Here is a 25,467-nt window from a genome sequence, read left to right on the forward strand (position 1 = left end):
GCCTACAGTCTTAGCTATAAGACTGTAGATCTTGTTCTCCACTTTACGATTTAGCAGATCCTAAGGTGATTGATCTTTATCAATTAAATAGTTTCATAGTCTTTGTTCGTATCAATAGAGAATTGCTCTATTGTTGTAATCGGCAATAAAGTACGGACTTCGAAATAGTTTTTTAGATGAGACTTATTTGCCAATGAGAATGTCAGGAAAAACCAGCAGGGAAGTCTCTTCCCTAGCGAGATATTTTTCTTGTAATACTCTTTCTAGAATTTCCTGAGCTTGTTGGTAATATGTATGGAGTTTTGCAACTGGTAAAGAAGCTTGCGCAGGGCTATAGATTCCTAAGTATTCTTTTCTTTGAAAGATAGCCACAGTTAAGGGATACTCATGAATTTTCTCTAGTCCCTTAGATAGAGGAATACCAAAAAATAAACGAATAAGCATATCTTTGTGCTTATAATGAGAGTTTTTGTATTTTGTCAAAAAAACGAGAGGATACTTGGTAATGATGAGCTTTGAAGAAAAGCAACTTCGTGATCATGCTGTGATTAACCTATATCGTATAGGCGCAATACAATTCGGTGACTTCAATCTATCAGATGGTCAAAAAACTCCTATTTATGTCGATATGCGTCTAGTTATTTCTTGTCCCAATGTTTTACAAACTATAGCTTCTCTGATTTGGCGTCTACGCCCTTCTTTTAATAGTAGCTTATTATGTGGTGTTCCCTATACTGCTCTTGCTTTAGCTACCTGCATATCTCTGAAATACAATATCTCCATGGTATTGAGGAGGAAAGAGCTAAAACGATCGAGCCAAACAGATAGAATAAAAGTTGAAGGACTGTTTTCTCCTGGGCAAACGTGCTTAGTAATTAACGATGTTGTCGCTTCAGGTCAATCAATTTTAGAAACAGCTAAGGCTCTAGAAGATGAAGGTTTAAATATTCGAGAATCTTTGGTTTTTCTAGATCGACAGGTCGGGGGAGCAGATGCCTTGAAAGATGCAGGGATAAAATTACGATCAGTATTTACTCTTGAAGAATTAGTTCAGTCTTTACTGTCCAAATGCGAATTAAAAGAAGCGGACGCGGCCATAGCTTCTGCACTTTTAGAAAGTTTGTAACATTATTCGTTTTTATTTTGTTAAATAACAAAAGCTTGGTTTTATTATTAATTTAACATAATTATATTCTAGTTAGTTTGTGTAGTCTTTTTATTTGATTCTAATTTAAAATTGGAATTACAGAAGGCAGGGCAAATGATAGAAAATGATTTTCAGGGCTATCCCTCAAGTTATCAAGTTTCTCATTTTTATCGAGATAAGGTTGGTGTTATTGTTTTATGCGGTGGTGAAGGAAGGAGATTATCTCCTCTCACATGTTGGCGTTGTAAACCAACTGTGTCTTTTGGAGGTAGGTATAAATTAATCGATGTGCCTATTTCACACGCTATAGCTTCGGGATTTTCTAAGATTTTTGTGATAGGTCAGTATCTTACGTATACTTTACAACAGCACCTCATGAAGACCTATTTTTATCACGGTGTACTTCAAGATCAGATACATCTCCTTGCTCCTGAGGGCCGAGATGGGAGTCAAGTGTGGTATCAGGGGACTGCAGATGCTATTCGTCAAAATCTTCTCTATCTGGAAGATACGGAGATAGAGTATTTTCTAGTCTTGTCCGGAGATCAACTATATAATATGGATTTCCGTAGGATAGTAGATTACGCTTTGTATGCACAGTCAGACATGGTAATCGTTGCTCAGCCAATACAAGAAAAAGATGCCTTGAGAATGGGTGTTTTACAAATAGATAAAGATGGAAATCTTTTAGATTTCTATGAAAAACCTCAGGAAAAAGAGATCCTAAATCGTTTCCGACTCTCACCAATGGATTGTCATAGACATAAGCTAGATCCTCAACACGGCAATTTTTTAGGGAATATGGGAATATACCTTTTTCGAAGAGAAAGTCTGTTCCAACTACTTCTAGAAGAGCAAGGTGATGACTTTGGTAAGCATCTTATTCAAGCACAAATAAAACGGGGCTCTGTAAAAACTTTTCTTTATGATGGTTATTGGACTGATATTGGTACCATCGAATCTTATTACGAAGCAAATATTGCTTTAACTCAAAGGCCAAAACCCCAAGTTCGTGGCTTGAACTGTTACGATGATAGAGGAATGATCTATAGTAAAAATCATCATCTTCCTGGGACTATAGTTTCTGATTCTATGATTTCGAATTCTTTGCTTTGTGAAGGCGCTGTTATCGATTCTAGTAAGGTATCTCATAGTGTTGTGGGAATTCGTGGTGTGATAGGAAAAAATTCTGTTATCGACCATTCTATTGTTATGGGGAACGACCGCTATGGGAATACGTTGCAGACTCCTTTAGGTATAGGTGATAATTGTGAGATTTATAAAACAATTATTGATGAGAATTGTAGGATCGGCCACGGAGTGAAATTGACTAATGTTAAAGGATATAAAGATTATGATTCTCCAGATGGGAAGCTAGTTGTTAGGGATGGAATTATTATCATTCCTCGGGGAACTAGGATTCCTAATAATTATATATTTTGATGGAAGATTTGTATAATTAATAAAATACTTTTCCTGTTTTTCTCTATCGAGATTTTAGCACGATATCGAGTAGAATATCCTCTTACATTGATAGTCCACGGATTACCCTGATTTATGCAGATATATGGTATAGCGGATTTACATTTGGCTATTGGAGTCCCAGAAAAGACAATGGAAGTTTTTGGTCAGCCTTGGGCTTCCTATCACGAAAAAATCCGTGAAAGATGGCAAAAGACAGTCTCATCCGAGGATATCGTTTTGCTTCCGGGAGACATTTCTTGGGCGATGCATATTGAAGAAGCGAAAGAAGACTTCTCCTTTCTAGGATCTCTTCCAGGAACTAAGTACATGATTCGTGGGAATCATGATTACTGGAGTTCTGCATCAGTAACTAAAATAGCGCAAGTACTTCCTGAAAACTTGTACTATCTAGCTCAAGGTTTTTCCATAATACAACCGAACATGGCTGTTGTAGGTGTAAGACTTTGGGATAGCCCCACTATAAGAATAGCTTCGCAATGTTTCCAATCTTCACTTCCTGAAAAATCTCGGGAATATAGCGAGAAAGATGAGAAAATTTTCTTAAGGGAACTGGGAAGATTGCAAAGAGCTTTAGAAGCTGTCCCTAAGGATATCGATCAAATTATTGTTATGACGCATTATCCGCCCATTAGTAGTGATGGATCTTCGGGACCCGTCTCACAGATGCTAGAAGCTGATGGAAGAGTTTCTCATTGTCTATTTGGTCATATGCATAAAGTGCGTGCCCCCTTAGAGGGATTTGGACAAATTCGTACTATAGAATATAGATTAGTGGCTGCTGATTATATAGATTTTACCCCTCAGGTTATAATTTGAAAATTCTTGCTGGCAAATACAAAGGAAAGTCTTTAAAAACTTTCTCTAATCCTTCAGTTCGTCCGACTTGTGGCGTGGTAAAAGAGGCCGTGTTTAACATCTGTTCTGTCTATGTTGAGGACGCTATATTTTTAGATCTTTTTGCTGGAGTGGGATCTGTGGGGTTTGAAGCCTTAAGTCGCGGGGCTTCTTCGGTAACTTTTGTAGATTCTTCTGCACAATCTGTTCGATTAATTCGTGCAAATAGCCAACTTTTGAATCCTAATTTGCCGATTACAATTATAAAACAAGAGGCAAGATCAGCAATTCAACGGTTGGCCAAAAAGAACATGTCTTTTGACCTCATTTACATAGATCCTCCCTATAATCTTGAAGATAGCTATCTTGCCGCAGTATTGCGTGATATTGTTGTAGGTGGGATTTTAGATAAACAAGGCTGCTTATTTTTAGAAAATGCTTCTATAGAACCTATTCTTGTTGAAGGTCTAATACTAAAACGTAATAGGAAACTGGGGGGCACATGTTTATCAGAATATTTTCTCGAAGATAGTTCTAATTAGAATTATGAAAAATTTCTCTATAAAATTCTTAATATTAAACAGCTAGTATGTTTTCTGTTTTGATAAACAGATTTTTTAGCCCCTAGGCCATTCTTTCGAAAAGTTTTTATTCAAAATTTATCTTGGAGAGCATGCTGGATAAAATTTCTTGTGTAGAATATGATGCGAAAAATAAGTCTGGAATCCGAGGCGTGAGTTAGCGTGAAAATCAAGAATTCCTTAAAACTGTATTTCCTAGCTCTTTTGTGTTTCCTTCCTTTGGTTTTCTTAGGTTGTTCTAGAGAAAAGAAAGAATTATTAGTAGGAAGAGATACTACTTGGTTCCCCAAACAATTTGGAATTTACACAGCAAATATCAACGCTTTCTTGAATGATCTTGTATCCGAGGTCAATTACCGTGAGAACCTTAATATTAATGTTATAAATCAAGATTGGATTCATCTTTTTGAAAATCTTGATGATCAAAAAACTGCCGGAGCTTTCACATCGATACTACCGACAGCAGAGATGCTGGATCATTATCAATTTTCTGAACCGATACTGCTGACAGGTCCGGTACTTGTTGTTGCTGAAGGATCTCCCTACAAATCCATCCAAGACCTGCGTGGTAAACTTATTGGGGTATATAAATTTGATGCCTCCATGCTTGTCGGCCAAGATATCCCTGATGCAGTTTTGACCCCTTATCAACACGTCCCCATAGCTTTAGAAGCTTTATCTTCCGGATGTTATGATGCTTTGCTAGCTCCTATTATAGAAGTCACAGCATTGATAGACACTGCATATAAAGGGCGCTTAAAAATTATTTCCCAGCCTTTGAATCAAGACGGCCTAAGATTAGTAGTTCTTCGTGGTGAGAAGAATAACTTGTTGGAAGGTTTTAATATGGGATTAGTGAAAAGCATACGGTCGGGCAAGTACCAAACCATCAAACAGCAATACCGTCTTCCTTAGAACATCACGATTTTATTAAGCTGTTTTTCTCTACATGCCGAGTGCTTTTAATAATTGTTGCTAAAGATTGGACCCATTGAGGAGATTGGTAAATCGCGGGGATACGTAGAGCTTGGTATTTTCTATCTATAAGAATGGAAATGTACTCTTTTTCTATTTCATAAAGGGTTTCTACATGATCTGATGTAAATCCAAAAGGCACAATAAGAACGTGTTTTTTATTAGTCTTGAGTGTTTTGCATATCTCTTTTGTTGATGGTGTTAACCACTTGCCAGGTCCAAATTTAGATTGATAACACAGAAAGGTTTCTATATCGGGTAATCTTTCAGAAATGGCTGCGAAGGATTTCTCACATTGTACGTTGTACGGGTCACCTTTATTCACATATCTCATAGGAAGCCCATGGGCAGAAAATAATAGACAACAGTCATTAGTAGGGATATCGTGAGATTGTAAAAATTCCAGAATATGATCAATCATACATGAAATAAACTGAGGGTGATTCCCAAAATGAGATACCCAAGAGATATTAAGTGATGGTAGATGGTTGTGGATAAATCTCACAATACTTCCTGTAACAGCATAAGTGAAATGTGGAAATAAAGGAACACCAACAACAGGAAGATCTCCTAGAGTTTTTAACTGTTGTATTGTCTGTTGATGGGTGTCAGGTAAATAGCGATGAAAGGTAATTACAGGAGCATCTAAATGTGAAGATAGAGTTTTTGCAAGAGCCTCTGTATCTTGATATATGGGAGAAAATCCACCAATACAATTGTATTGAGGGAGAACCTTAGGTGTGCGTTTTTTAGCAATAAATGAAAATAACCGCTTGTGAATGAAGGAAGGAAGGAATCCTCCGGTAACATCACGATCAGTAAGTAATGAAGTTAAAAAAACTTCAACATCATTAGAATGACGCGGACCGCCAAAATTTGCTAGTAGATAAGTTGAAACCATAACAAGCTTTATTATTTAATAATATTGGGGCTATTGCATTAAAACAATTAGTTGCATAATTTCCCATAAAATTAAGATGAGTTTGTAAAATACATGAAGTTAAATAATGCTCTCCCAACTCTAGAAGCTTTATGTAAAAAAACACACCAAAAATTACGCCAATATCTTATTCGACACAGCTTATTGTTATTTGGATGTTTATTATTAATGGGTGTGGAGTTGGGAGTCTTCCTTTATTTTTTTCTGTTTTCTGGGAAAACTATTATTCCAGCATTTTGCTTGGCGTGTTTTTTTCTTACCCTATTTGTCTGTCTTGTTGTTCGTTTGTACATACTGTCGGGGAAACCAGATTTTTTTGAAAATCTAGCAACTGACTATTTAAGAAATGCTCAGACTTTATTTAAGGGGAAGCATAACATTGTTGAAGAGCAAACACATTTAGCTTCCTCGGCAACCAAACTTGCTATTGATTTACAAAATCAAGAATACACACTCTTATCTAGTATGCTAAGTTTTCTTCCCAAGCATGACTTCATGAGAAAATTCAGCTGTTTTTGTTTCTGGAAAGACTACTTTTTGTTCAGGGAATGTTTATTACAGAAATCAATAGAGGCCTACATTAAAGTCGTACAATCTATTCCTGTAGATTTAGGAGCTCATGTATCCTTAGCAGATGCTTATGTAGCTCTCTCTGGATTGTATGCAGATCCTAGAAAATATCCCGAATTTGATGTTAGTTACTGGGTTCCTCCGGGCAGATATGGAGAAGATGTTCAAGAAAAATTTTTTGCAACGGCTCAGCGTGCCATAGAAGAATTTAAAATTTTAAATGAATATGCCCCAGGAAATGCCTGGGTCCACACCCAATTAGCTTATAGTTATCATGACTTACAAATGCCCTTGGAAGAGATTCAAGAATATGAGATGATTCTCAAGCTAAAACCCACAGACGTAGAGACGATGACTAAGCTCGGGATCCTTTATTTTCAACAAGGGATGAATGCAAAAGGCCTACGTATATACGAAGAATTAAAGAAAAGAGATTACAAGAAATCAAGAAAGCTAATCAAATTCTATGGTATAGAATATAATAGTTATTGATTTTTGTTCTTGTTATTTATAATAGTTCTACTTGTTTATAGAGCATCTTATTTATGAAAAGTATTGGTGTAAGTAATAATACAATGACGCACAGTGGTCTTTGTGATAGGATGAGTGTCTCTTGGCGTGCACGCTTTTCTGTTCGCACACGTTATGAAATAGCAAGTGCTGTGGCTATTTTTGGTCTGGTATTGGCATTATGCGGATCCGGAGCGGTTTATCTTTCTTTTACGTCCTGTGCAATTTCTGAGATGTTTATTCAAGGATGTGTATCATTAGGGTTGATGCCCGTTCCTGTGGCGATACTTTCTTTACTTTTGGGTATTCTGATACTTTTTTACGGTATCTATCTATTGCCACAACAGAAAGAAGAATAGGGATACTCTTTTTGCTTAAATGGTGTGAAATCTATTTGATTATGTTCCACTTGCTATAGAATAGAGTATATGTACAATCAACCTAACTTAAAATAAAGAGAATAAAATGAAAAAACTCATGCTAGCCCTACTTTTACTAACTTCTTGTGCGACATCACGCGTATGTAGTTTTGAAGTATCTATGGATAGAGTTGCTTGCGGAGACGAAGGTAAAGAAGAGGGCGGCTGTACAGGTGGTTCTTGCTCTAGAGTAGAATAGAAAGTCTTTCTGAGATTAGATTCTGCACGTTTTTAGAGTAAAATACCTTTATAAGGATCTTCTTAGCCAAATGTCACTTTCTAAGAGGATCCTTTTTTATTGCCACAGATATAGACCAATCTATCAATGTCAATCAGACTTCTAATAACATTCCCTAGAGATTTTGAAGACGTGAAATTATTTTTAAGTTTATAAATTTTCATACCCGATATCCCTATACTTCTAAAGATTGAAAGGCAAAATTAGACCTAAAAGGGGGGAGGGATTCATGGATACAAATCTAATTTTTCGAGATAATGAAACATATATTTTCTATTGCTATAGTGAGAAGCATGTAATTTTTTAAATTCTTCCGTTATACGTGTTCTTCGTAAAATATTCGGCAATTTTTATATCAAACTTGTTCTCCTTACTCTGTTTTTAGTTTTTCTAGATATGGTTAAGGGGGTGTTTTTTCTTGCATATACAACAAGGAGAATAGAAATGAACCAATTAATCTTCAGGCTTTTGTTAGCCTCTAGATGTACTTGTGGGACCACTATTTTCTCTGATTAGATGCAAATTAATGATAACACTCATTCCAAAACGGAATCTGTAGAACAAGAGATTGTCTATGAGAATGGTCATGGGTACTACAGACATAAACCGCTTACTGATAGTGGGTGACGAGATTTTATTTGCGGTTTAACAAACACCTTTGAAATAGTCCCTGAAAGCTTTTCCTAAGAATAAATAAATCCTAAAAGTAGTAAAATTTAACGGTTGCGTTTATAAGATAATGCGGGATTTATTTATTCGTACAATAGTGAGAAGTACATAAATTAACATCGAATCGTTAGGTTTTTTTAATTGCGCATTATTCTTGTTTTTTCATAGAATCCGTAGAAACCTTTATGCCAGCATCGATTTTCCATGTTTTTAGTTTTTCTAGATATGGTTAAGGGGTGTTTTTTCTGGCATATACAACAAGGAGAATAGAAATGAAAAAATTAATCTTAGCGCTTCTTTTAGCTTCTTCATGTGCTTGTGGAACTACTGTTTTTGCTGATGAAAACGATGAAGTAAAAGTAAGCGAGAATGGTGATCGAGATACTGAATCTGAAAACAAAGAAAGTGGTAATAGCACTGTCGAGCATCATCATTAAGAGTTCTACTTGTGTTGATGAAACAGGGGGAGCCCCCCTGTTTCTCGTTCTGAACATCATCTCAAACGACTTCGCCTAAAGTCCATTTCACTTGCTCGTATTCAATTTAAGATAACTTAATAAGTCCTTGAGCTCCCCATTTCCGTTTGATAAGTGCCAAATTGCCTGGTGTAGATTTGCAAGACTGTTTTCTACAGGTTTGTCGCTCTTGATATGGATCTCGACCATATTCTAGACATATTAATATCCTACTGTCCAATTAGGTCATGAAAAATAGAATAAATTCACATCCGCGATCTGTTTTATTTTAAAACTTTTAAAAGAGGAATAGGATCGCATAGTCTATTACAGATCTAGTTTCCACATGGATTAAATTATTGCATTAATAAAGAAGATTATTTAAAACCTTTTCAAAAAGATCTTTCATTTTTGTTTAAGATCAGATCAAGTAATATGTTTAGGTTTTTATTTGATTCACGTTTAATATCAGAAAACTTTAATTCATAAGACCTAATTGGGAATGTATTTTAAACTTTGAAGAAGGAAAGATAGAAAGTCGGTAAACGGTAACGTATTTTGTACCTAATTTTTACTGCACCATACTTTGGCTTCATCCTGATGGCAATGTGATGCATAGATTATAAGAAAAAATTTACTAGATTTTTGCGATTAGACAGTATCGAAGGCAACGAAATAGAATTTGTCTAGAAAAAGAAAGAGTTTCTATAAGTAAATCTAGGGTGCTTTTTACGTTTTTAACAAGTAAATATTTTTTTTGTTGTTTTGATAAAACTTTGTTATCTCAAAAATTTTAGCTGATTTTGTTAGAGTTTGCTATAATGGCCGGGTGATAGAGTCTTGAAAAGCTTAAAGGCTGAAAGACATGTTTTTCAGGAACTGTCAGAGTGCAGTAGTCTTTGGCAGAGGATCTGTTTTATATGAATAAACGGTGTGTAATAGACAAAATTTTAAAGTGTGTAGTCGTTGCCTCTTTGGTTTTGTTATACTGGTCGTCTGATTTGCTTGAAAAAGACATCAAGTTGATCAAAATGAATGTTCGAGATGTACAAGAAGACATCCAAGAATTACTAAGCATCGTGAAGCAAAATAATGCTACGCGATCTCTAAATACATCACGTTCTTCTTCCTTATCAGCAACTACTTGTTGTGCTTTTATAGAAGTTGGAGATCCTCGTTATCCTAATCTACTTTCCCCAGACCCTTACATGGAAAAAACTTTAGACGAACTTGTCGGAGATGATTTTGTTCCTAAAGGCGTTTTACGTACAGCTCATGTGGGTAAACCAGATAATTTGAGCCCTTTCAACGGTTATGATTATGTCGTAAAATTGTATGATTTATGCGTTCCTGGGTTAGCAAATGCTCATGTGGGGAAACACGAAAAATTTGCCCCCGGTCTGGCTTTAAAAATAGAAGAACACATGGCTTCAGACGACTCTGGTGATCGTGAATTTCATATTTATTTACGTCCTAATGTATTTTGGGTACCTATTGATCCTTTGCGTTTCCCTAAACATGTACAGCTAGCCGATCATTTTATGCAGCCACATCCTGTCACGGCTTATGATTTCAAATTCTATTATGATGCTGTGATGAATCCTTATATTGCAGAGATGCGCGCCGTAGCTTTGCGTTCATATTTTGAAGATATAGTCTCTATCAAAGTAGAAAATGATTTAAAATTTATAGTGCGCTGGAAAGCACATACTCTTGTAAATGAAGAGGGCAAAGAGGAGAAGAAAGTGCTCTACTCAGCTTTCTTTAATACTTTATGTCTACAACCCCTTCCACGTTTCGTTTATCAGTATTTTGCTAATGGAGAGAAGATCGTTAAAGATGACTCTGATCCTGACACCTATCGTAAAGATTCGGTATGGGCTCAAAACTTCTCCTCACACTGGTCTATTAACTATCTTGTGAGCTGTGGTGCATTTTATTTTTCTGGAATGGATGATGAAAAACTGATCTTCACGAGAAATCCAAACCACTATAACCCTAAAGAAGCTCTAGTTGAGAAACGTTATGTTTATATTAAAGATAACTCAGACTCATTATTTCAGGACTTCAAATCGGGGAAACTAGACTTGGCTTATTTACCACCAAATCACGTGGATAATCTAGCGAGTTTTATGAAAACCTCGGCCTATAAAAATCAAGCTTCCAAAGGCGAAGCTATTCGTGAGATGGTTTACCCAGATCGCTCTTACGCTTACATTGGTTGGAATTGTTACTCATTATTTTTTGAGAATCGTCAAGTGCGACGCGCTATGAATATGCTCATAGATCGTGACAGGATTATAGAAGAGTGTTTAGATGGTCGCGCTCATGTAATTAGCGGGCCCTTCTCGCCTTTTTCTCCTGCCTATAATCAAAAGATCGAAGGTTGGCATTATTCTCCAGAAGAGGCTGCGCGTATTTTAGAAGAAGAGGGATGGATAGATGCTGACGGCGATGGTATCCGAGAAAAAGTGATAGACGGAGCTGTTATTCCTTTTCGTTTCCGCCTTTGTTACTATGTCAAAAGTATAACAGGCCGCACTATTGCAGAATATGTAGCTACTGTTTGTAAAGAGATAGGCATTGAGTGTAGTTTATTAGGATTAGATACCGCTGACCTATCCCAAGCATTTGAAGAAAAGAATTTCGATGCCTTGCTTACAGGCTGGTGTCTAGGATCTCCTCCAGAGGACCCCCGAGCCCTTTGGCATTCTGAGGGTGCAATGGAAAAAGGCTCAGCCAATGTCGTTGGTTTCCATAATCCCGAAGCTGATAAAATTATAGATCAACTTAGCTATGAATATGACGCCAGTAAACGTATGGATCTATACCATCGTTTTCACGAAGTTATTCATGAAGAATCTCCTTATGCTTTCCTATACTCTCGCACTTTTTCTTTGCTTTATAAAGATTACGTGAAAAACGTCTTTGTCCCCAAACAGAGAACAGATTTAATCCCCGACGCTCAAGACGAAATGGTTAATCTTCATACGGTTTGGTTAGACAGGAAGGAGGAAGAGTGCTTAAGTATATCTTAAAACGTCTCATATTAATTCCTTTGACGCTTTTTGCAATTATTTCAATTAATTTCATTATATTGAATGCGGCTCCAGGAGATGTTATCGAAGATCAATCTGTCGATTCCTTTGGAGATGCAGGGAAGTCTGATAAGATTCGTACATACAAAGGTCCTGATCGCTATTTACAGTTTCGAGAGCATTATGGCTTGACTCTACCCATTTTCTTTAATACTCGTCCTGCTATTTCACACGCTAAGGTAAAGAGCGGGATAGAAAAAATAGTCGATAGCTTCACAAACAAGCAATCTAAAAAGCAATCTTTTTCTAAATTAAAGATTTACTGGGGTGATAGGGCAAAATTTATTATGCCTGCATTATTATTTGAAGCTAACGACAATACAAAAACATCTTCCTATCGTCATGTTGCCGCAGACTTATTTATTCGTGGAGCTATCCGTCAGGGAATAGTTGGACCAGGCTTATCCCCAGAACAATATGCTTATAATGAAAGAGTTTCCAAAAGCAACGCCTTGCTTGTTAAGCTTCTTTCTGAAGAAGATATTGGGATTAAGGTAGATTTTTTAAAGGAGTGGTTCCGTAAGGAAGGAGGTATGGAAGCCTTTCCCTATAAGCACTTTTCTTGGAAGACCTTTTTTTTAGAAACACGTTTTTCTCGCTATATGTCGCGTGTTTTACGTTTGGATTTTGGAACCTTACGTAATGATCCGCATAAAACGGTGGTTTCTGAAGTGGTTAAACGTTTACGTTCTTCGTTGACGCTATCAGTTTTCCCTATGACTCTAGTGTTTATCTTATGTCAAGTATTTGGAATGATTATGGCGTTAAATAGAAACCGTTGGATTGATCATACGCTGAATTTTATCTTCCTGTTTCTATTCTCTGTTCCTGTCTTTGTGGCTGTTCCTTGGATTATTGATAATTTTGTTATTAATAAAACCATACCATTTACCTCTATTCCTATGCCATACAGCGGCTTAAAATCCTCTCCGGAAATTTTCAATCAATTGAGTTCTTTGGGTAAGATTTTAGATACTTTAGCTCATAGCTTTCTTCCTTTTTGTGCTGTAAGTTATGGGGCATTTGCTTCTCAGTCACGGTTAAGTAGGTCGATCTTTTTAGAAATCCTAGGGGAAGACTATATTTGTGCAGCACGAGCTCGTGGTGTGTCTCGTTATGATATTCTTGTAAAGCACGTAGGGAAGAACGCAGCTTCTTCTTTGATTACTTCATTGGCTTCATCTTTGGGAGCCATATTAGGAGGGGCTTTAGTTGTAGAAACTCTGTTTGATATCGATGGGTTTGGGAGATTTTTCTATCAGGCCATTTTAAATCGTGATCATAATGTGGTATTGTTTTCTGTCCTCGTTGGATCCACTCTATCTCTATTAGGTTATTTAATAGGAGATATTTGCTATGTGCTATTAGATCCAAGGGTGCAGCTAGGAGGTAAGAGGGTTTAGATAATGGAATCCCCGACTTCTTTTTATCGCAGATTCTTTCAGGCATACCATAAGAATTTCCTCGCCTCACTGTCATGGAAGTTTGTTATCGCATTAGCACTTGTAGGTGTATATGCACCTCTATTTGCGAGTAGTAAACCTATTTTAGTTACATGGGAAGGATCTTTATTTTTCCCCCTATTTAGATATTTATGGTTCCCAGGTTTTTATACTAAGGCTATAGATCTTTTTTTTAATGTTTTGATGGCGACTCTGCCGTTGTTCTTTATAGCATGCAAGCTCTTTAGGGGAAGAACTCGCAGGGCTATTATTGGGATTTTAACCATTGCTCAAGTAATAGGATTTATCTTTGTACATCAAGGGAATATTCAAGACCCCTCTGGGGATGAGAATCTTAAAAAACTGCGAGCAGAAAAAATCCTTTCGCAAATTGCTAGTAGCAGAATAGAAAATATCATTTTACTTCCTAAAGATGTGCGTACTTGGGAATTAGAAAAGACATACATGAGTAAGTACGAGCAGTTGGGGATTTTGATAAAGTCAAAATACCGTAAATTACAGCACGAGAAATTACAAAGGTATTGTGTGGCGTATGAGGGGTACAAAGGTTCACAAATACCAACGCTGTACTACTCACAGATGAAAAATGAGCAGGTATGTTTGGAGCGTTTACAACGAAGACTGCACAAGTTGCATGCTTCTTATGAATCTGCATTACAAACTTGGTATAAGGCAATAGATGAGTATCGTCCTTTTCTTATGGCGCTCACTCGAGTCGAACATGATTTAAACCTAGCTTTATATAATAAAGATCATAATGAGAGATTACTTTCAGCGTATTCTTCGATAGAAGAAGAAGCAGAACCTTTCCGTAAGCATCTGTTAAGTACACGTCGAGTTCTTGAGGAATACAATAAAATTCATAGCACGATTAACTTTATTCAAGATAAACGTGCGTGGATTAATGAAGAATCTGAAAAACTCCGCATTCTTATCAGCCCGTTGCTGAGTTCATTTCATTGGGAAGATGATGCGGGAGGCTCTCGTGAGATGAATAAGCATGTACGTTGGTGGCAGCTCACACGAATTAATCGCAAAGATCTTTTAGCCTCTTTAATTTTCGGGATTCGTATTGCTTTGGTTGTCGGAGGGATCTCCGTTGCCATCGCTTTATTTATTGGTACGGTTATTGGTTTAGTTTCTGGGTATTTTGGCGGAACTACGGATATGGTTCTTTCTAGATTTACTGAGATTTGGGAAACCATGCCTATGTTGTTTATTTTGATGCTAGTTGTTTCTATAACTCAGCAAAAATCCTTATTTTTAGATACGGTCTTGCTTGGATGTTTCGGTTGGACTGGATTTAGCAGATACATCAGAATAGAAACCTTAAAACAACGCAATATGTCTTATGTGTTAGCGGCTACAAATATGTGTTACAGCCACTATCACATTATGGTGCATCAGATACTTCCTAATGCAATTGTCCCTATTATTTCCCTACTGCCATTTTCTATGATGGCAATGATTAGCTGCGAAGCAGGGTTGACATTTTTAGGCCTCGGAGAGGAAAGCTCTGCATCTTGGGGGAATCTTATGAAAGAAGGAGTTACAGCTTTTCCTTCAGAAAGCTGTATTCTTTGGCCTCCTGCCATCATGCTTACCGCTTTGCTTATTGCTATAGCATTGATAGGAGATGGTATTCGAGACGCTCTAGATCCTAAATTACAAGATTAACTTATAGATCCCTCAAAATTGAGAAGGATGTCTTGGATCTGTTCTCCTGCACAGTAATGGCGTTCGCCACTACTTCCTATCACTCTGTGGCATGGGAAAAACAAAAGGAAAGGATTATGCTTACACGCTGCTCCTACTGCACGAGGGTGTGTGTCTGTTGCTTTAGCAATATCTCCATAGGTGCGCGTTTCCCCGAAAGGAATCGTAGCAATACAGTTGAGTATCATTTCTTGTTGTTTCTTTAGAATGGATGTATTGATGTAAGAAGAACGTGGAATGTCTATTTTCTGAGAGTATTTCGCACATAGAAAAACTATTTCTTCCATAGCTTTATGAGAGCCAGGGCCTAAAAATAAACAAGAAAATACTGGAGATACCGATAACTGAGTTTTTACAACAGCATTGTTTTGGAAATGAACGATGACTTGTAAGGGAGGATATTTTGCTATCTGCAAGCCTTGAGAACAGGCTTGCGATAGAGAAAATTTAGAATCGTCAGAAACTAAGTAAAGATTCTCGGACATGGAAAACTACATTATCCCGCATTATTGAGTCTCTCGAATTTTGTTTTTGAGACTAGGCGTCCACGGTGATACCATTCACATTTATAAACGCCGGCAGCGTAGATTTTCCTCATACCATGAGGCAAGTTATTTCTCCAAGATACTTCTTCTGCTATTACTTCTTCTTCGTTATAGCGTAATTCACACCCTTCCTTAGATCCTTTTACAAAAGGAATCTCTGCAGCTTTACAACCGTTTTTAAACACTGTTGTTGTTCCGTCTTGGTATCCATAACGCCACTCTTCAATAGTGTTAGGGATCCCACCAGGAAGATAAGTTAAACGTAAACCATGAGGCTGGCCATTAACATAATGGGTAATCGTTTCCGGATCTCTGGTAGCATAGAAGGTGGTTCTTTTTACCATAACCCCATCGTTGAATGTTTCTTCGTAAAGCAGCACATTATTTGGAGAGAAGTTAGAACGAACACCTTCTCCATTCCGGATAGTTGAGGTGTATTTCCCGTTAAAGGAAGAATAGCTGCCTTCAATTACTCGTCCTTGATAGGTAGTTTCAATAAAATACGGTTCTGTGATCGTGTCGTTGTTTTTATTATCCGGCCAGCGAGTCACAGTAAGAGATCCATCTTCTTGGAAGACTTCTTCTTGAGATGGGAGACCATTAGAAAAGAATGTTTTATGAGAAACGAGTCTGCCCCGGTCATAGGTTTTTATTGCGGATAGCGTTGTAGAATGTGGGAAGGTGAGTGTTATCTCGCCATGAAGAAGACCTTGAACGTAAATTTCATAAAGAGTCGATCCATCTTTTAAAACTTTAGTGATTGTTCCATCACAGCCTCGCTTTATCCAATCTCTTCCTGATACGATAATTCCGTAATTATTTCGGAAAGTCTCCTTCATAACTGAAGGATCTTGTTTGAGAGTAGACCCATAGGTAAAGCATGAAAAAGAGGAGAGTGCGCAAATGCAAAAAAGCAGCTGTTTCATGAATCGATCGTTCCTTTTGTATCGTCTAGTTGCTCGTTAAGCATAGCAAGTAAACGCTCATGTTCTTCTTCTATTTCTTGGTTAGATAATGTTCTTTCCTTGTCTTGGAATACGAGACGTAGGGAAACATTTTTATTTTGCATGGTAGGGTTCTTATTTTGATATATACTGATAATGGAAACACTTTCAAGCCATTTAGAATGGAAACTTAAAAGTTTCTTCCGTAAAGAATCTGCTGGAACAGACTCATCAACGGTCAATGTTATATCCCTGAATGAAGAGGGGTAAATAGGATAGGGCTGGTATCGAGGTATGGCTTTCTTTTGTGTATGTAAAAGAGAGTCCACGGAGAGCTCCGCAAAGAATACAGGATGCTTGATTTGAGCTTTTTTACATAGCTGAGGATGTAATGTCCCAAATCGTCCTAACATATGCTTGTGAAGATAGAGCTCCGCTTGCTGATAGGGATGGAAATTCGGGTGTTCACTAGGACGAATTGTATAAGTCTCCGAAGAAATATGGAAATGGCGGAATAATCTCTCTAGCCATCCTTTTATTGAATAGAAAGATAAAGTACGCTCATGAAATACCCAAGATAGTTCTTCTGCTTCTCCTGATAGGATAATTCCTAAACTTTGCGTTTCTTGATATTGGGCATCTTTCTTAGTGTAAATAGTCCCCAACTCAAAAGCGTGTACGTATGGAGCTTGTCTATTTAAATTTGTTGCCGTGCTTTTTAATAGTCCAGGCAGCAAAGAATCTCTTAGTACAGTAGCGTGTTTAGAGCCTTGCAGTGAAATATAATCAGGTTCTTGCCTATGTAATGCTGCAGTCTCTACATCTAAAAGGTCGCAAGTGAAAAATTGTTGCAGCCCAGATTGTGCTAAGAAATCTACAATTTCTCGTTTAAAAGCATATATCGGGCTATAAGTGGCAGGAGTTTTTTTCTTCTCTATTTTCCATGGCTGCGTTCTGCAAATTTCTTCAACAAGATCGATTTCTTCACGGATGTCATGACGATACGAAGGCACATGCACAGAGAGAATCCCTGTGTTTTGAGAAGTAACAGTAAAGCCTAAAGAGATAAGTTCGTCGTGTACTTGAGAATTACTAAGAGTTACTCCAAGCACTTGTTCTATCATTTCGGTGCGTAGTGTTAGAGTAGGAGATTGTGGTATAGAACCTAAAACATGGATGGGAGCCACCTTAGCATTCGGGAAAAGCTTTTGTATGTAGTGGATGGCCGCGTAGAGAGAAGGAAGAACATTATTCGGATCGATACCTCGTGTAAATCGGTATGCAGCTTCAGAATGCAGGGGAATATGTGTTTGAGAGGCGCGTATAGCCTTTGGAAGAAAATACGCGGCTTCTAAAATAATGTCTGTAGTTACTTCATTGAAGGAAGAATCCAAGCTTCCCATGACACCTGCTAAACCTACAGTATGGTTTTTATCACAGATAATAGCTGTTCCTTGTGGGACCAGCACCTCTTCATTATTTAAGAGTTTTAGACAGTGTTTTTCTTTTGCTTTTTCAGCTCGTAAGGAATCGATATCTACAGTTTTTGCGTTATAGACGTGGAGAGGTTGCCCCAAAGTCAACATGATGTAATTAGTGATGTCTACAATGGTATTAATAGATTTTTGTTTGAGTTGACTGAGAGCATGTTGTAGCTCTTGAGGAGAGGTTTCTGAAAATACTCCAGAAATTTTTACACAGCAGAAAATAGGGCAAATACTTTGGTCATGAGAAGGGTTTTCTTTGGTAATTATTTCTAAAGGAGAAAATGAAAACTCTTGAGGTAGAATGAAGTCCACATTTGTTACATGCGCAATTTCTCTAGCAAGGCCTAAAAGAGAGGCGCAGTGGCCTAGATTAGGAGTTAGGGAGAATTCGATAAATGTATCAGCAAGTAAGGCACATGCACTTTCTCCTAAGGGGGTGTTTTCAGGAAATTCAAATAATCCCCTTTCTGTTTTTTGAAGATGAGAGAATCCTAATTCATCGGCGCCACAGCACATACCTTGGGATTCTATGCCACGCAATTTAGATTTTTTTATTGTATAAGGATTTCCTTCGTGATCGTGGAGTTTTGCCCCTGGAAGAGCTAAAGGAACTATGATATCAGGACGACAATTAGGAGCTCCACAGACGATTTGATGTTCTTGCTTTCCGTCAAAAAGGGTTGCAACCACGAGTTTATCCGCATTGGGATGCGGGATAGTTTTTATTATCTTTGCTGTGATAATTGAAGAGAATGAGCAACTAAGAAGTGTTTCTATTTCAGTTTCGATGCCTATATGATCACAAGCTTCTATAATTTGTTTGACAGAGAGGGGGGAAGAAAAAAATCTTTGTAATAAGGATAAAGAAACTCGCATGAATAGTAAAGGTGAGACATTTTTGTGACAGATTTTACGAGGAGGAGTGTATAGTGGCAAGTATTTTAATGCTTAGAGAGGAACTCGGCTTTTTGGGGTGATCTTTAATGACTAGGCGAAAAACGATTCGATGGCTGAAGCAAGCATTAGTTTTAAGCGCAGTATTAAATATTGTTTTTTTACTTTTGTTTTACTCAACCATTTTCAGAAAGGACATTTATAAACTACGGTTATTTTCAGGTCCTTTAGTAGCTAAGAACTGTCGAGTGCAAAAAATCCCTGAAGATTTTTTGGAAAGGTTATCTGAAGCTTCTCTTGAAGAATTGTATCGCTTGTTGGATGAGGATCATTTGCTTTATGGGAGACCATTAAAGTTGTGGGCGTTGAGTGTCGCTATTCATACTTATGATGTAGATGTGGAAGGAGCTCTTTCTCATCCTTTGACATTCACTCAGTTGCGTAGTAAGGGGAAAACATGGTTGCTTCCGAATATTGATGAGAAAGAGTACGGTTTAGTACGACGTTATTTATCTCTCGAGCGCTATCCTTTCACTACACGAGGGTTGTTTATTGCTATTTCTAAAAATTTAGAGCAGGGTATTGTTGACGAAGATTGTTTGTACCATTTTTGTCACACTCCAGAATTTCTTTATTTGCGAACATTACTTTGTGGTGCTGAAGAGCGTGTATCTTCCGTGGCTTCTTTAGCAAGAATGGTTATACGTAATGGGGAGGAGATTTTTTTTTCTTTATGTAACGAGAATAATCGAGCAACAGCCATTTCCCCTCAACAACGACAAAAAGTTTTATTTACTTATACAAGTTTAGGCGAACCTTTAGCTGCTTTATTGCTTCTGGTTTATGATGAAGATTGGGTATTGCATAAGTTTACAGATGAGGATTTGAAAACATTTGTTCATCTTCTCCCTAAGGAATCTCCTTATACTCAGGATTTTATTAATCGAATTGTCGAGACACCGCGTTCTTTTATTGTTGAAGCCAAGAAGGCTGAGGAGTGTTTGACAGAGGAAAAAACTGTTTACGAAGACTATGTTATAAAAGAGGGGGATTCTTTATGGTTAATAGCACGCCGTTTTGGCGTAACTATTGAAGAAATTATGCGTGTGAATCACCTAAGTCATCATCGTTTGTTACCTGGGAAACATCTAAAGCTTCCTCCAAAGTCGTCATAGGGACGAGATCGATTCCCCCTGGGTGCCAAGGCCCACATTTTCCTATTCTTTTTATTATCAACCAGAGCCCTTTAATACACTTATGATGTTTTAAAGCTTGCAAAGCGTACTGAGAACAGGTTGGGAAAAACCTACATGGGCTTCCTAATAGAGGAGAAATTGTCCATCTGTAAAGATGGATGAGACTACAACATAGATGTGTAGGCAGGTTTTGTATCAGTTGTTTAAATGACATTGAATACGTCTTTAAGTAAAGCCACAGAAACTTCTAGCATAATTAGCCAAATGATTGTCCACTCAAGTGATGAGGAATGTTGGTGATTGAGTTGGTCATTTAAGATTTCTAGTACATCTCCAAGAATGGTTAATCTATGATTGAGAACATTGATTCTTGCGTTAATATCTAAGCAGTTAAGAACGTCAATATAGATGGGTTGTGTTTCTGGATGCTCCCAGAAAAAGTCAGGTTCATCAAGAATATCAGAGTGGAGATTTACAGAGGCTTTGTCTAAAAAAAGTTTGCCAATTTTTTTGGCAATAGCCTTCCTCGGCATAGAAATTTTCCCTTTTGTTGCTAGATCTTGGGGAAGGCGTTTAGAATCTTCTATAGTTTTATAGATGGTAGCTTCAAATATAGTGAGTTTTACTGACTGAGCAAGACCAAAAGATATGGCTAGTTTTGTATTGAGTTGCGAATCTGCTAGGATGAGTCTATCTCTACGTATTTGCAATTTTTCCCCATAATGGAAGTTGTAGCTGTCTATCTCCGGTTGGGGAAGAATTTCGGGAGAAGCTGTAACAATAGATTGAAGAATTTTAATTTCTTCAAATTCCTCCCAACCCCAGAAAACAGCAACGCCAAAGGGGAAAAATACAGCAATTTTGTCACATTCTTCAGGATTTTCCGAAGATACTAAAACATACTCCCTAGATAAAACCGTAGGGAAGCGAGTTTTAAGTAAATGAAAGAGCACGTGTAAATTATAAGACGAAGCTGTGCAGTGGGCAGTACAACGCATGATTCCTAAAAGTTGTTGTTCAAGCTTCTTCTAATGTACTTCATTTTTACTCAGTCGGAAACATTTTTTTTCTTGAGGTAAAGGGGATCCCCTCGTTAAGCTATCTTTTTTGCGGAAGTGGCGGAATTGGTATACGCGCTATCTTGAGGTGGTAGTGGAGCTTTCCTTAGGGGTTCGAGTCCCCTCTTTCGCAATAGAAGTTGCGAATAGGGCTCTTCTCCTTGATTTCTTTATCTTGAATTTTCATAGTGAGTATAGTTTCGAGTTTGGGGTATAAACCTTGCGGTTTCTTTCTATTTTTCTATTTGTATTTTCGTTTATAACCTCATTAAGTCTCCCGGTTTGTTCTGAGCACTACATCTCCGAAGATGAAAAATTTCATATAGATCGATTTAATTTTTCTGGAGAGTTTCCGGATATGGAAACTATGGAAATTCATGCTCAGCGTAAGAAGCGTGTGCATTTTGATGTGTCTGGAGATTTCCCAAAATTAGAATCTATTGTTTATAACGGGTCTTTTGGATTTTTAAGAGCAAAGTTAACGGGGAGATACCCGGAGTTGATTTCTTTAATGATCTCTTGCTCCTCATGTAAAATGGACTTGGATTTCCGTGGTAAATGGGAAAGAAACGCGACTATCTCCTTAAGTAACGAAGCAGAACCTCTCACATTGACTTTACCGAAGAATGTTGGGGTAATTGTTCATACCAAAGTTTCTACAAAAGGTAAGGTGATGTTGGAAGGGGATTTCGAGAAGCGTGGTCGAGGAATTTGGAGAAAAACCTATCATAATTCTTTAGTGGGCATAGCTCCTGTTACCCTGGTCTTTGAAGTGCAGAGTGGTTCAGGTGGAACCATTACTCTGCGGTAACTTCTTATGTTTATCTTCATGAAAAACACTGTCAAACATGAGGGTAATCTTTTCTGAAAATTCCAAATGGAAATTTGATAGATTTAGAAGATCTTGAAATCTCTTTGCATGCACGAGTGCGTGAAGGATTTGCTCTTCTTCATTTTCTATAATCACAGCAGATTTTGGGCGGTGTTCTATGCAGAATTTCCTACCTTTATGACGATAAAAAGATGAAGACAGAATAGTTTTTTTACATGATGCGCATGTTGTTGAGAGATCTAGGATCCCTTCATATTGTAAAAGTTTGAGTAGGAAAGTAGCTGCAAACATTTCGGGATTTTTGCTTTCCGGTAAGCGGTGGAGAAAATTTAAAAAAAGAGAAAAAAGTTCTTGAGAGGGTTTTTCTTGCCACTGTGATCCTAAAATGCTTTGTGTCATTTTCCCTGCAGCTTGTAGTAGGGGAAGTTCGGATTTTATTGCCGAAAAGGTATTTTTCACTTCCGCAAATAGTAGTTTGCGCATTTTTGGAGGAGAATGATCAAGACTGTAGATCCCTAAGGAAAGCGGAATTAGAGCGTCTCGAAAATCATAGTATAAAGATTGCCCTTGCTTTGCAAAAAATGTAAGAAGTCCTAGGGGGGAAAATATTGTAGTTATGCAATGGTGTTTCCCTTGGGGAAGATTTTTGAGAGTAATTGCAGGCGTCAGGGTATGCATATTTTTAGTTTATAGGTTGTACAGAGTTTAGCATTAGATAATAGGAGATAAGTTGGGAATAGCAAGGTAATCCAGGATAAAAATCTAAAGTTTGTGTTTTGGGATTGAGAAATCCTGTTTGTTGTTTTTTGTAGCAAACAATAGAGACGCACGGGGATCCGATAATATAGTTGTAGCCTAATAATTGGTTGAGTGTTTGTTGGTTAATCACTCGTGCTTTGCATTCAATCAACAACAGGGGGCGAGGCTCTCCTAAGTTATAAGTTTTCCCTTCTACATCCGTATATGTTGCTGGTGTGATAACTAAGAGGTCTGGACGACGTCGAGGTAGGCGTATCTCCTTACGAGAAAGAAGAGGAAATAAAGTCTTAAGACCTTTTTCTATAATAATTAGGGACGGGGGGTAGTGCAATTCCTCAACGAGACAAGTAATGAGCTCTTGACGAACCTTTTCTTCAGGTGTGGATGCCAAGATTTTATCCCGTATTGGGTCAAAAATGGTTAAAGAATCTGTGTTCGTCGTGACCTGATCATTAAAAGATGTGGAATCCTGGTGCGATAATCGGTTCGATGAGGACATAATTGTCATCGTTTTGTTTGTGGATTAACTGAATCTTATGCTCTTTTTCGTTTAGGAAGACTAGCACTTTATTTTGAGAAGCTTCGAATTTCTTAATCGCCTCATCTTCAGAAAGAACAGGGAGATTGATTTTCTTTCTACAGAGAACTTTTTTTGCCGATCCGGGAATATAACCGTAATACTTTAGAGAGTCCCAGGCATCCATAGTTTCTAAAGGTAATATATCATCGTAGAGATGAATATCCTCTTCAAGCTCAAGGATTTGCTCTTCTTTTTTAGATAGACCTATATCGTGTTTTTTCTTGTCTTGGCGTATTTTCTGATGTTTATTTGCTAAAGTGCGGATTTTTTTGAAAGACGAAATTACTGCACTATAAGGGTTGTTATGTTGTGTTTTTACCTGGAATCTCTCTTTCCCTCTCGTAGCGGTAAGATGTACTTCCGTCCCTTGTTTCTCTTTATGTGAGGTCAACACTATGTGAATAGCATCTAGTGGAGGTAGCTGATTGCTCTTTTCAATGATGAGTTGGCGTAGTGGTTGAGATACGTGAAAGGACTTGCCTGTAATTTCTAGGTTGGCAACCTCATGTTTTAGAGTTTTTTTTTGTTTAGTTTCTCGACGCTGAGGGGTGTGCATGCTGTCTCCTTATGGTGGAAAGATTGATACAACATATGGAGATGAAAAATCAGAAAAAGAAAAAGAGTTTCTCCTATCTGCTATTATAAGAGGGGAAAGCTTTATTCTAAAAACTTTTAACGCACCGAAGAGGGCTCGAACCTCTAACCACCTGGTCCGAAGCCAGGTACTCTATCCGATTGAGCTATCGGTGCCTAAGGCTCCCTTAAGTAAGGGATGTGAGACCTTTGAGATCGGAGAGCTTAGCAGAAGTTCCTCAGAAACTCAAGAAAAACTCCCTAGGACAGTGTTCCCTATTTTTAGGATAGAGCGAGCATAGTATCGGTCAGGTGGGTGGGACTTTCTAGGATTACCGCCCTCTCTAATACATTGGAGAGTTCGCGGATATTCCCGGGCCAAGGATAGTCGAGAAGAGCAGATTTAGCGCTTTCCGAAAGTGTTTTCACTGGTTTATTATTTAATCTACAGAATTTTTCTAGAAAGTACTGTGATAGGGGGAGAATATCATCTTTCCTTTCTCTTAATGGAGGGAGGTACAAGGGAATAACGTTAAGGCGATAAAACAAATCTTGTCGGAAAATTTTTTGATCTACAGCTTCTTTAAGATTGCGATTAGATGTAGCAAGGATACGAACATCTACCGATAAGGTTTTAGTCCCTCCAAGGTGTTCAAATTCTTTCTCCTGAATCGCTCTGAGTAGTTTGGCTTGAAGATTTATAGGCACTTCCGTGATCTCATCTAGTAAAAGGGTTCCGGTGTGTGCGAGCTCAAAACGCCCTGCTTTTTTTACTGTTGCTCCTGTGAAAGCGCCTTTTTCATGGCCAAAAAACTCGGATTCTAACAACGTTTCCGGAATAGCAGCGCAATTCACCTTTATGTAGGGGCGTGAGGCTCTAGGGGAATTTCTATGAATAAAAAACGAAAGGACTTCTTTCCCGCAACCAGATTCGCCATGAATAAAGATGTTTGCAGAGCTGTCCGCTGCTTTTCTTGCTTTAGATAATAAATCCTTCATTGCGGGGCTTTCGGCGATTAGAGGATGAGATTCTGAGGAAATTTGCGATTTTAGCAAAAGATTCTCATTTACAAGGTTTTGTAATTCCTCAGCCTTTGCTATGAAAGCGAACAGCGCTTCCGATGAGAAGGGTTTTGTGAGATAGTTAAATGCCCCGTGATGCATTGCTTTTACAGCATTTTCGATTGTTCCATAGGCTGTGATCACAAGAACAGGTGTATGAGGCGCAAATTCTTTAGAGGTTTTGATGATGTCGATTCCTGTCCCATCAGGCATGTTCATATCTGAAATAATTAGGTCATACTTCTCTGTTTTGATCTTATGACAGCCTTGTTTCACGTTATCAGCGGTAAACGGAGAGAGTCCTCTCGTTAGAAGAAGCTCCGAAAGAAAGTCTCTTAACAAGGGCTCGTCATCTACTATCAATACTTTTTCTATAGTCATAGGGCGTTTATTAGTTTCTAAGTTAAGAATTCTTATTACTAAATTAAATAAATCTT

25 protein-coding genes and 2 tRNA genes are annotated in these 25,467 nt (G+C 37.8%); 15 read left to right on the forward strand and 12 right to left on the reverse strand.

Translation table 11 applies throughout. The features are described 5' to 3' along the window. Window positions 1-183: 183 nt before the first annotated feature. Window positions 184-444 carry a hypothetical protein gene (locus tag E1N70_RS02680; RefSeq protein WP_131744009.1) on the reverse strand — a complete coding sequence of 87 codons (261 nt, stop codon included), beginning with the start codon at window positions 442-444 and terminating at the stop codon, window positions 184-186. A gap of 61 nt (window positions 445-505) precedes the next feature. Between E1N70_RS02680 and E1N70_RS02685 the strand changes: the two genes are divergently transcribed. The 5 genes from E1N70_RS02685 to E1N70_RS02705 all read left to right on the forward strand — a co-directional run bounded on the left by E1N70_RS02685 (window position 506) and on the right by E1N70_RS02705 (window position 4,962). After that, window positions 506-1,126, forward strand: a complete 621-nt coding sequence (locus tag E1N70_RS02685) for an orotate phosphoribosyltransferase (RefSeq protein WP_131744010.1) — start codon at window positions 506-508, stop codon at window positions 1,124-1,126. Window positions 1,127-1,261: 135 nt separating this feature from the next. Then, on the forward strand, window positions 1,262-2,590 hold the full coding sequence (gene glgC, locus E1N70_RS02690) for a glucose-1-phosphate adenylyltransferase (protein ID WP_131744011.1): 1,329 nt from the start codon (window positions 1,262-1,264) through the stop codon (window positions 2,588-2,590). Between the two features lie 114 nt (window positions 2,591-2,704). Next, the gene (locus tag E1N70_RS02695) at window positions 2,705-3,448 is read left to right on the forward strand and encodes a metallophosphoesterase (RefSeq protein WP_131744012.1); all 744 of its coding nucleotides are present in this window, start codon (window positions 2,705-2,707) and stop codon (window positions 3,446-3,448) included. Then, window positions 3,445-4,008 carry a 16S rRNA (guanine(966)-N(2))-methyltransferase RsmD gene (rsmD, locus tag E1N70_RS02700; protein ID WP_131744013.1) on the forward strand — a complete coding sequence of 188 codons (564 nt, stop codon included), beginning with the start codon at window positions 3,445-3,447 and terminating at the stop codon, window positions 4,006-4,008. Before E1N70_RS02695 ends, rsmD begins: the two co-directional genes overlap by 4 nt. Before the next feature lie 201 nt (window positions 4,009-4,209). After that, window positions 4,210-4,962, forward strand: coding sequence for a transporter substrate-binding domain-containing protein (locus E1N70_RS02705; protein WP_131744014.1), 753 nt, complete (start codon window positions 4,210-4,212; stop codon window positions 4,960-4,962). Window positions 4,963-4,966: 4 nt separating this feature from the next. On the opposite strand, the gene hemH is transcribed toward E1N70_RS02705, so the two are convergent. Continuing rightward, window positions 4,967-5,923, reverse strand: coding sequence for a ferrochelatase (hemH, locus tag E1N70_RS02710; protein ID WP_131744015.1), 957 nt, complete (start codon window positions 5,921-5,923; stop codon window positions 4,967-4,969). A 93-nt stretch (window positions 5,924-6,016) separates the two neighbouring features. On the opposite strand from hemH, the gene E1N70_RS02715 reads away from it, so the two are divergent. From E1N70_RS02715 to E1N70_RS02735, 7 genes are all read left to right on the forward strand, one after another. After that, window positions 6,017-7,024, forward strand: a complete 1,008-nt coding sequence (locus E1N70_RS02715) for a tetratricopeptide repeat protein (RefSeq protein ID WP_131744016.1) — start codon at window positions 6,017-6,019, stop codon at window positions 7,022-7,024. A 53-nt stretch (window positions 7,025-7,077) separates the two neighbouring features. Beyond that, a complete protein-coding gene (locus tag E1N70_RS02720) occupies window positions 7,078-7,401 on the forward strand; it encodes a hypothetical protein (RefSeq protein ID WP_131744017.1) in 324 nt (107 codons plus the stop codon). Window positions 7,402-7,507: 106 nt separating this feature from the next. Continuing rightward, complete coding sequence (locus E1N70_RS05110) at window positions 7,508-7,660, forward strand: hypothetical protein (RefSeq protein WP_165478209.1); 153 nt, start codon at window positions 7,508-7,510, stop codon at window positions 7,658-7,660. 980 nt (window positions 7,661-8,640) lie between these two features. Then, window positions 8,641-8,805 carry a hypothetical protein gene (locus tag E1N70_RS05115; protein ID WP_165478210.1) on the forward strand — a complete coding sequence of 55 codons (165 nt, stop codon included), beginning with the start codon at window positions 8,641-8,643 and terminating at the stop codon, window positions 8,803-8,805. Between the two features lie 938 nt (window positions 8,806-9,743). Beyond that, window positions 9,744-11,861 carry an ABC transporter substrate-binding protein gene (locus tag E1N70_RS02725; RefSeq protein WP_131744018.1) on the forward strand — a complete coding sequence of 706 codons (2,118 nt, stop codon included), beginning with the start codon at window positions 9,744-9,746 and terminating at the stop codon, window positions 11,859-11,861. Then, window positions 11,843-13,324, forward strand: coding sequence for an ABC transporter permease (locus tag E1N70_RS02730; protein ID WP_131744019.1), 1,482 nt, complete (start codon window positions 11,843-11,845; stop codon window positions 13,322-13,324). The genes E1N70_RS02725 and E1N70_RS02730 overlap by 19 nt, the downstream gene beginning before the upstream one ends. 3 nt (window positions 13,325-13,327) lie before the next feature. After that, window positions 13,328-15,061, forward strand: coding sequence for an ABC transporter permease (locus E1N70_RS02735; RefSeq protein ID WP_131744020.1), 1,734 nt, complete (start codon window positions 13,328-13,330; stop codon window positions 15,059-15,061). On the opposite strand, the gene E1N70_RS02740 is transcribed toward E1N70_RS02735, so the two are convergent. Genes E1N70_RS02740 through pheT form a run of 3 tightly spaced genes read right to left on the reverse strand, consistent with a single transcriptional unit; the run spans window position 15,058 to window position 18,952 of the window. Beyond that, entirely contained in the window at window positions 15,058-15,585 is a 528-nt protein-coding gene (locus E1N70_RS02740) for an MGMT family protein (RefSeq protein ID WP_131744021.1), read from the reverse strand. The two genes, E1N70_RS02735 and E1N70_RS02740, sit on opposite strands and share 4 nt — an antisense overlap. Before the next feature lie 11 nt (window positions 15,586-15,596). Then, window positions 15,597-16,571, reverse strand: a complete 975-nt coding sequence (locus E1N70_RS02745) for a toxin-antitoxin system YwqK family antitoxin (RefSeq protein ID WP_131744022.1) — start codon at window positions 16,569-16,571, stop codon at window positions 15,597-15,599. After that, window positions 16,568-18,952, reverse strand: coding sequence for a phenylalanine--tRNA ligase subunit beta (pheT, locus tag E1N70_RS02750; protein ID WP_131744023.1), 2,385 nt, complete (start codon window positions 18,950-18,952; stop codon window positions 16,568-16,570). Before pheT ends, E1N70_RS02745 begins: the two co-directional genes overlap by 4 nt. Before the next feature lie 107 nt (window positions 18,953-19,059). On the opposite strand from pheT, the gene E1N70_RS02755 reads away from it, so the two are divergent. Beyond that, on the forward strand, window positions 19,060-20,145 hold the full coding sequence (locus tag E1N70_RS02755; RefSeq protein WP_131744024.1) for a LysM peptidoglycan-binding domain-containing protein: 1,086 nt from the start codon (window positions 19,060-19,062) through the stop codon (window positions 20,143-20,145). Here the strand turns inward: E1N70_RS02755 and yidD are convergent. Together yidD and E1N70_RS02765 are read right to left on the reverse strand one after the other, a co-directional pair. Beyond that, window positions 20,069-20,380, reverse strand: a complete 312-nt coding sequence (yidD, locus tag E1N70_RS02760) for a membrane protein insertion efficiency factor YidD (protein ID WP_131744025.1) — start codon at window positions 20,378-20,380, stop codon at window positions 20,069-20,071. The two genes, E1N70_RS02755 and yidD, sit on opposite strands and share 77 nt — an antisense overlap. After that, window positions 20,370-21,164 carry an RMD1 family protein gene (locus tag E1N70_RS02765; protein ID WP_131744026.1) on the reverse strand — a complete coding sequence of 265 codons (795 nt, stop codon included), beginning with the start codon at window positions 21,162-21,164 and terminating at the stop codon, window positions 20,370-20,372. Before E1N70_RS02765 ends, yidD begins: the two co-directional genes overlap by 11 nt. 111 nt (window positions 21,165-21,275) lie before the next feature. On the opposite strand from E1N70_RS02765, the gene E1N70_RS02770 reads away from it, so the two are divergent. Next, a tRNA-Leu gene (locus tag E1N70_RS02770) sits at window positions 21,276-21,357 on the forward strand. Window positions 21,358-21,444: 87 nt separating this feature from the next. Further along, window positions 21,445-22,035, forward strand: a complete 591-nt coding sequence (locus E1N70_RS02775; RefSeq protein WP_131744027.1) for a hypothetical protein — start codon at window positions 21,445-21,447, stop codon at window positions 22,033-22,035. Here the strand turns inward: E1N70_RS02775 and recO are convergent. From recO to E1N70_RS02800, 5 genes are all read right to left on the reverse strand, one after another. Then, window positions 22,009-22,734 (reverse strand): DNA repair protein RecO, encoded by a 726-nt coding sequence (recO, locus tag E1N70_RS02780; RefSeq protein ID WP_131744028.1) that lies wholly within the window; start codon window positions 22,732-22,734, stop codon window positions 22,009-22,011. The genes E1N70_RS02775 and recO overlap by 27 nt on opposite strands. A 4-nt stretch (window positions 22,735-22,738) precedes the next feature. Next, entirely contained in the window at window positions 22,739-23,314 is a 576-nt protein-coding gene (locus tag E1N70_RS02785) for a type I restriction enzyme HsdR N-terminal domain-containing protein (protein WP_208638292.1), read from the reverse strand. Next, a complete protein-coding gene (locus E1N70_RS02790; RefSeq protein ID WP_131744030.1) occupies window positions 23,268-23,951 on the reverse strand; it encodes a sigma 54 modulation/S30EA ribosomal C-terminal domain-containing protein in 684 nt (227 codons plus the stop codon). Before E1N70_RS02790 ends, E1N70_RS02785 begins: the two co-directional genes overlap by 47 nt. Before the next feature lie 120 nt (window positions 23,952-24,071). Next, window positions 24,072-24,145, reverse strand: a tRNA-Arg gene (locus E1N70_RS02795). Between the two features lie 105 nt (window positions 24,146-24,250). After that, the gene (locus E1N70_RS02800) at window positions 24,251-25,411 is read right to left on the reverse strand and encodes a sigma-54-dependent transcriptional regulator (protein WP_131744031.1); all 1,161 of its coding nucleotides are present in this window, start codon (window positions 25,409-25,411) and stop codon (window positions 24,251-24,253) included. Between the last annotated feature and the right edge of the window lie 56 nt (window positions 25,412-25,467).

Source organism: Chlamydia buteonis, assembly GCF_900634605.1.
GTDB lineage: Bacteria > Chlamydiota > Chlamydiia > Chlamydiales > Chlamydiaceae > Chlamydia > Chlamydia buteonis.

Excerpts from the sequence above, each read along its gene's own strand:
- E1N70_RS02680 (WP_131744009.1), bottom strand. The coding sequence starts at position 444 with ATGCTTATTCGTTTATTTTTTGGTATTCCTCTATCTAAGGGACTAGAG.
- E1N70_RS02685 (WP_131744010.1), top strand. The coding sequence starts at position 506 with ATGATGAGCTTTGAAGAAAAGCAACTTCGTGATCATGCTGTGATTAAC.
- glgC (WP_131744011.1), top strand. The coding sequence starts at position 1,262 with ATGATAGAAAATGATTTTCAGGGCTATCCCTCAAGTTATCAAGTTTCT.
- E1N70_RS02695 (WP_131744012.1), top strand. The coding sequence starts at position 2,705 with ATGCAGATATATGGTATAGCGGATTTACATTTGGCTATTGGAGTCCCA.
- hemH (WP_131744015.1), bottom strand. The coding sequence starts at position 5,923 with ATGGTTTCAACTTATCTACTAGCAAATTTTGGCGGTCCGCGTCATTCT.
- E1N70_RS02715 (WP_131744016.1), top strand. The coding sequence starts at position 6,017 with ATGAAGTTAAATAATGCTCTCCCAACTCTAGAAGCTTTATGTAAAAAA.
- E1N70_RS02720 (WP_131744017.1), top strand. The coding sequence starts at position 7,078 with ATGAAAAGTATTGGTGTAAGTAATAATACAATGACGCACAGTGGTCTT.
- E1N70_RS05110 (WP_165478209.1), top strand. The coding sequence starts at position 7,508 with ATGAAAAAACTCATGCTAGCCCTACTTTTACTAACTTCTTGTGCGACA.
- E1N70_RS05115 (WP_165478210.1), top strand. The coding sequence starts at position 8,641 with ATGAAAAAATTAATCTTAGCGCTTCTTTTAGCTTCTTCATGTGCTTGT.
- E1N70_RS02725 (WP_131744018.1), top strand. The coding sequence starts at position 9,744 with ATGAATAAACGGTGTGTAATAGACAAAATTTTAAAGTGTGTAGTCGTT.
- E1N70_RS02735 (WP_131744020.1), top strand. The coding sequence starts at position 13,328 with ATGGAATCCCCGACTTCTTTTTATCGCAGATTCTTTCAGGCATACCAT.
- E1N70_RS02740 (WP_131744021.1), bottom strand. The coding sequence starts at position 15,585 with ATGTCCGAGAATCTTTACTTAGTTTCTGACGATTCTAAATTTTCTCTA.
- E1N70_RS02745 (WP_131744022.1), bottom strand. The coding sequence starts at position 16,571 with ATGAAACAGCTGCTTTTTTGCATTTGCGCACTCTCCTCTTTTTCATGC.
- pheT (WP_131744023.1), bottom strand. The coding sequence starts at position 18,952 with ATGCGAGTTTCTTTATCCTTATTACAAAGATTTTTTTCTTCCCCCCTC.
- E1N70_RS02755 (WP_131744024.1), top strand. The coding sequence starts at position 19,060 with ATGACTAGGCGAAAAACGATTCGATGGCTGAAGCAAGCATTAGTTTTA.
- yidD (WP_131744025.1), bottom strand. The coding sequence starts at position 20,380 with ATGTCATTTAAACAACTGATACAAAACCTGCCTACACATCTATGTTGT.
- E1N70_RS02765 (WP_131744026.1), bottom strand. The coding sequence starts at position 21,164 with ATGCGTTGTACTGCCCACTGCACAGCTTCGTCTTATAATTTACACGTG.
- recO (WP_131744028.1), bottom strand. The coding sequence starts at position 22,734 with ATGCATACCCTGACGCCTGCAATTACTCTCAAAAATCTTCCCCAAGGG.
- E1N70_RS02785 (WP_208638292.1), bottom strand. The coding sequence starts at position 23,314 with ATGTCCTCATCGAACCGATTATCGCACCAGGATTCCACATCTTTTAAT.
- E1N70_RS02790 (WP_131744030.1), bottom strand. The coding sequence starts at position 23,951 with ATGCACACCCCTCAGCGTCGAGAAACTAAACAAAAAAAAACTCTAAAA.
- E1N70_RS02800 (WP_131744031.1), bottom strand. The coding sequence starts at position 25,411 with ATGACTATAGAAAAAGTATTGATAGTAGATGACGAGCCCTTGTTAAGA.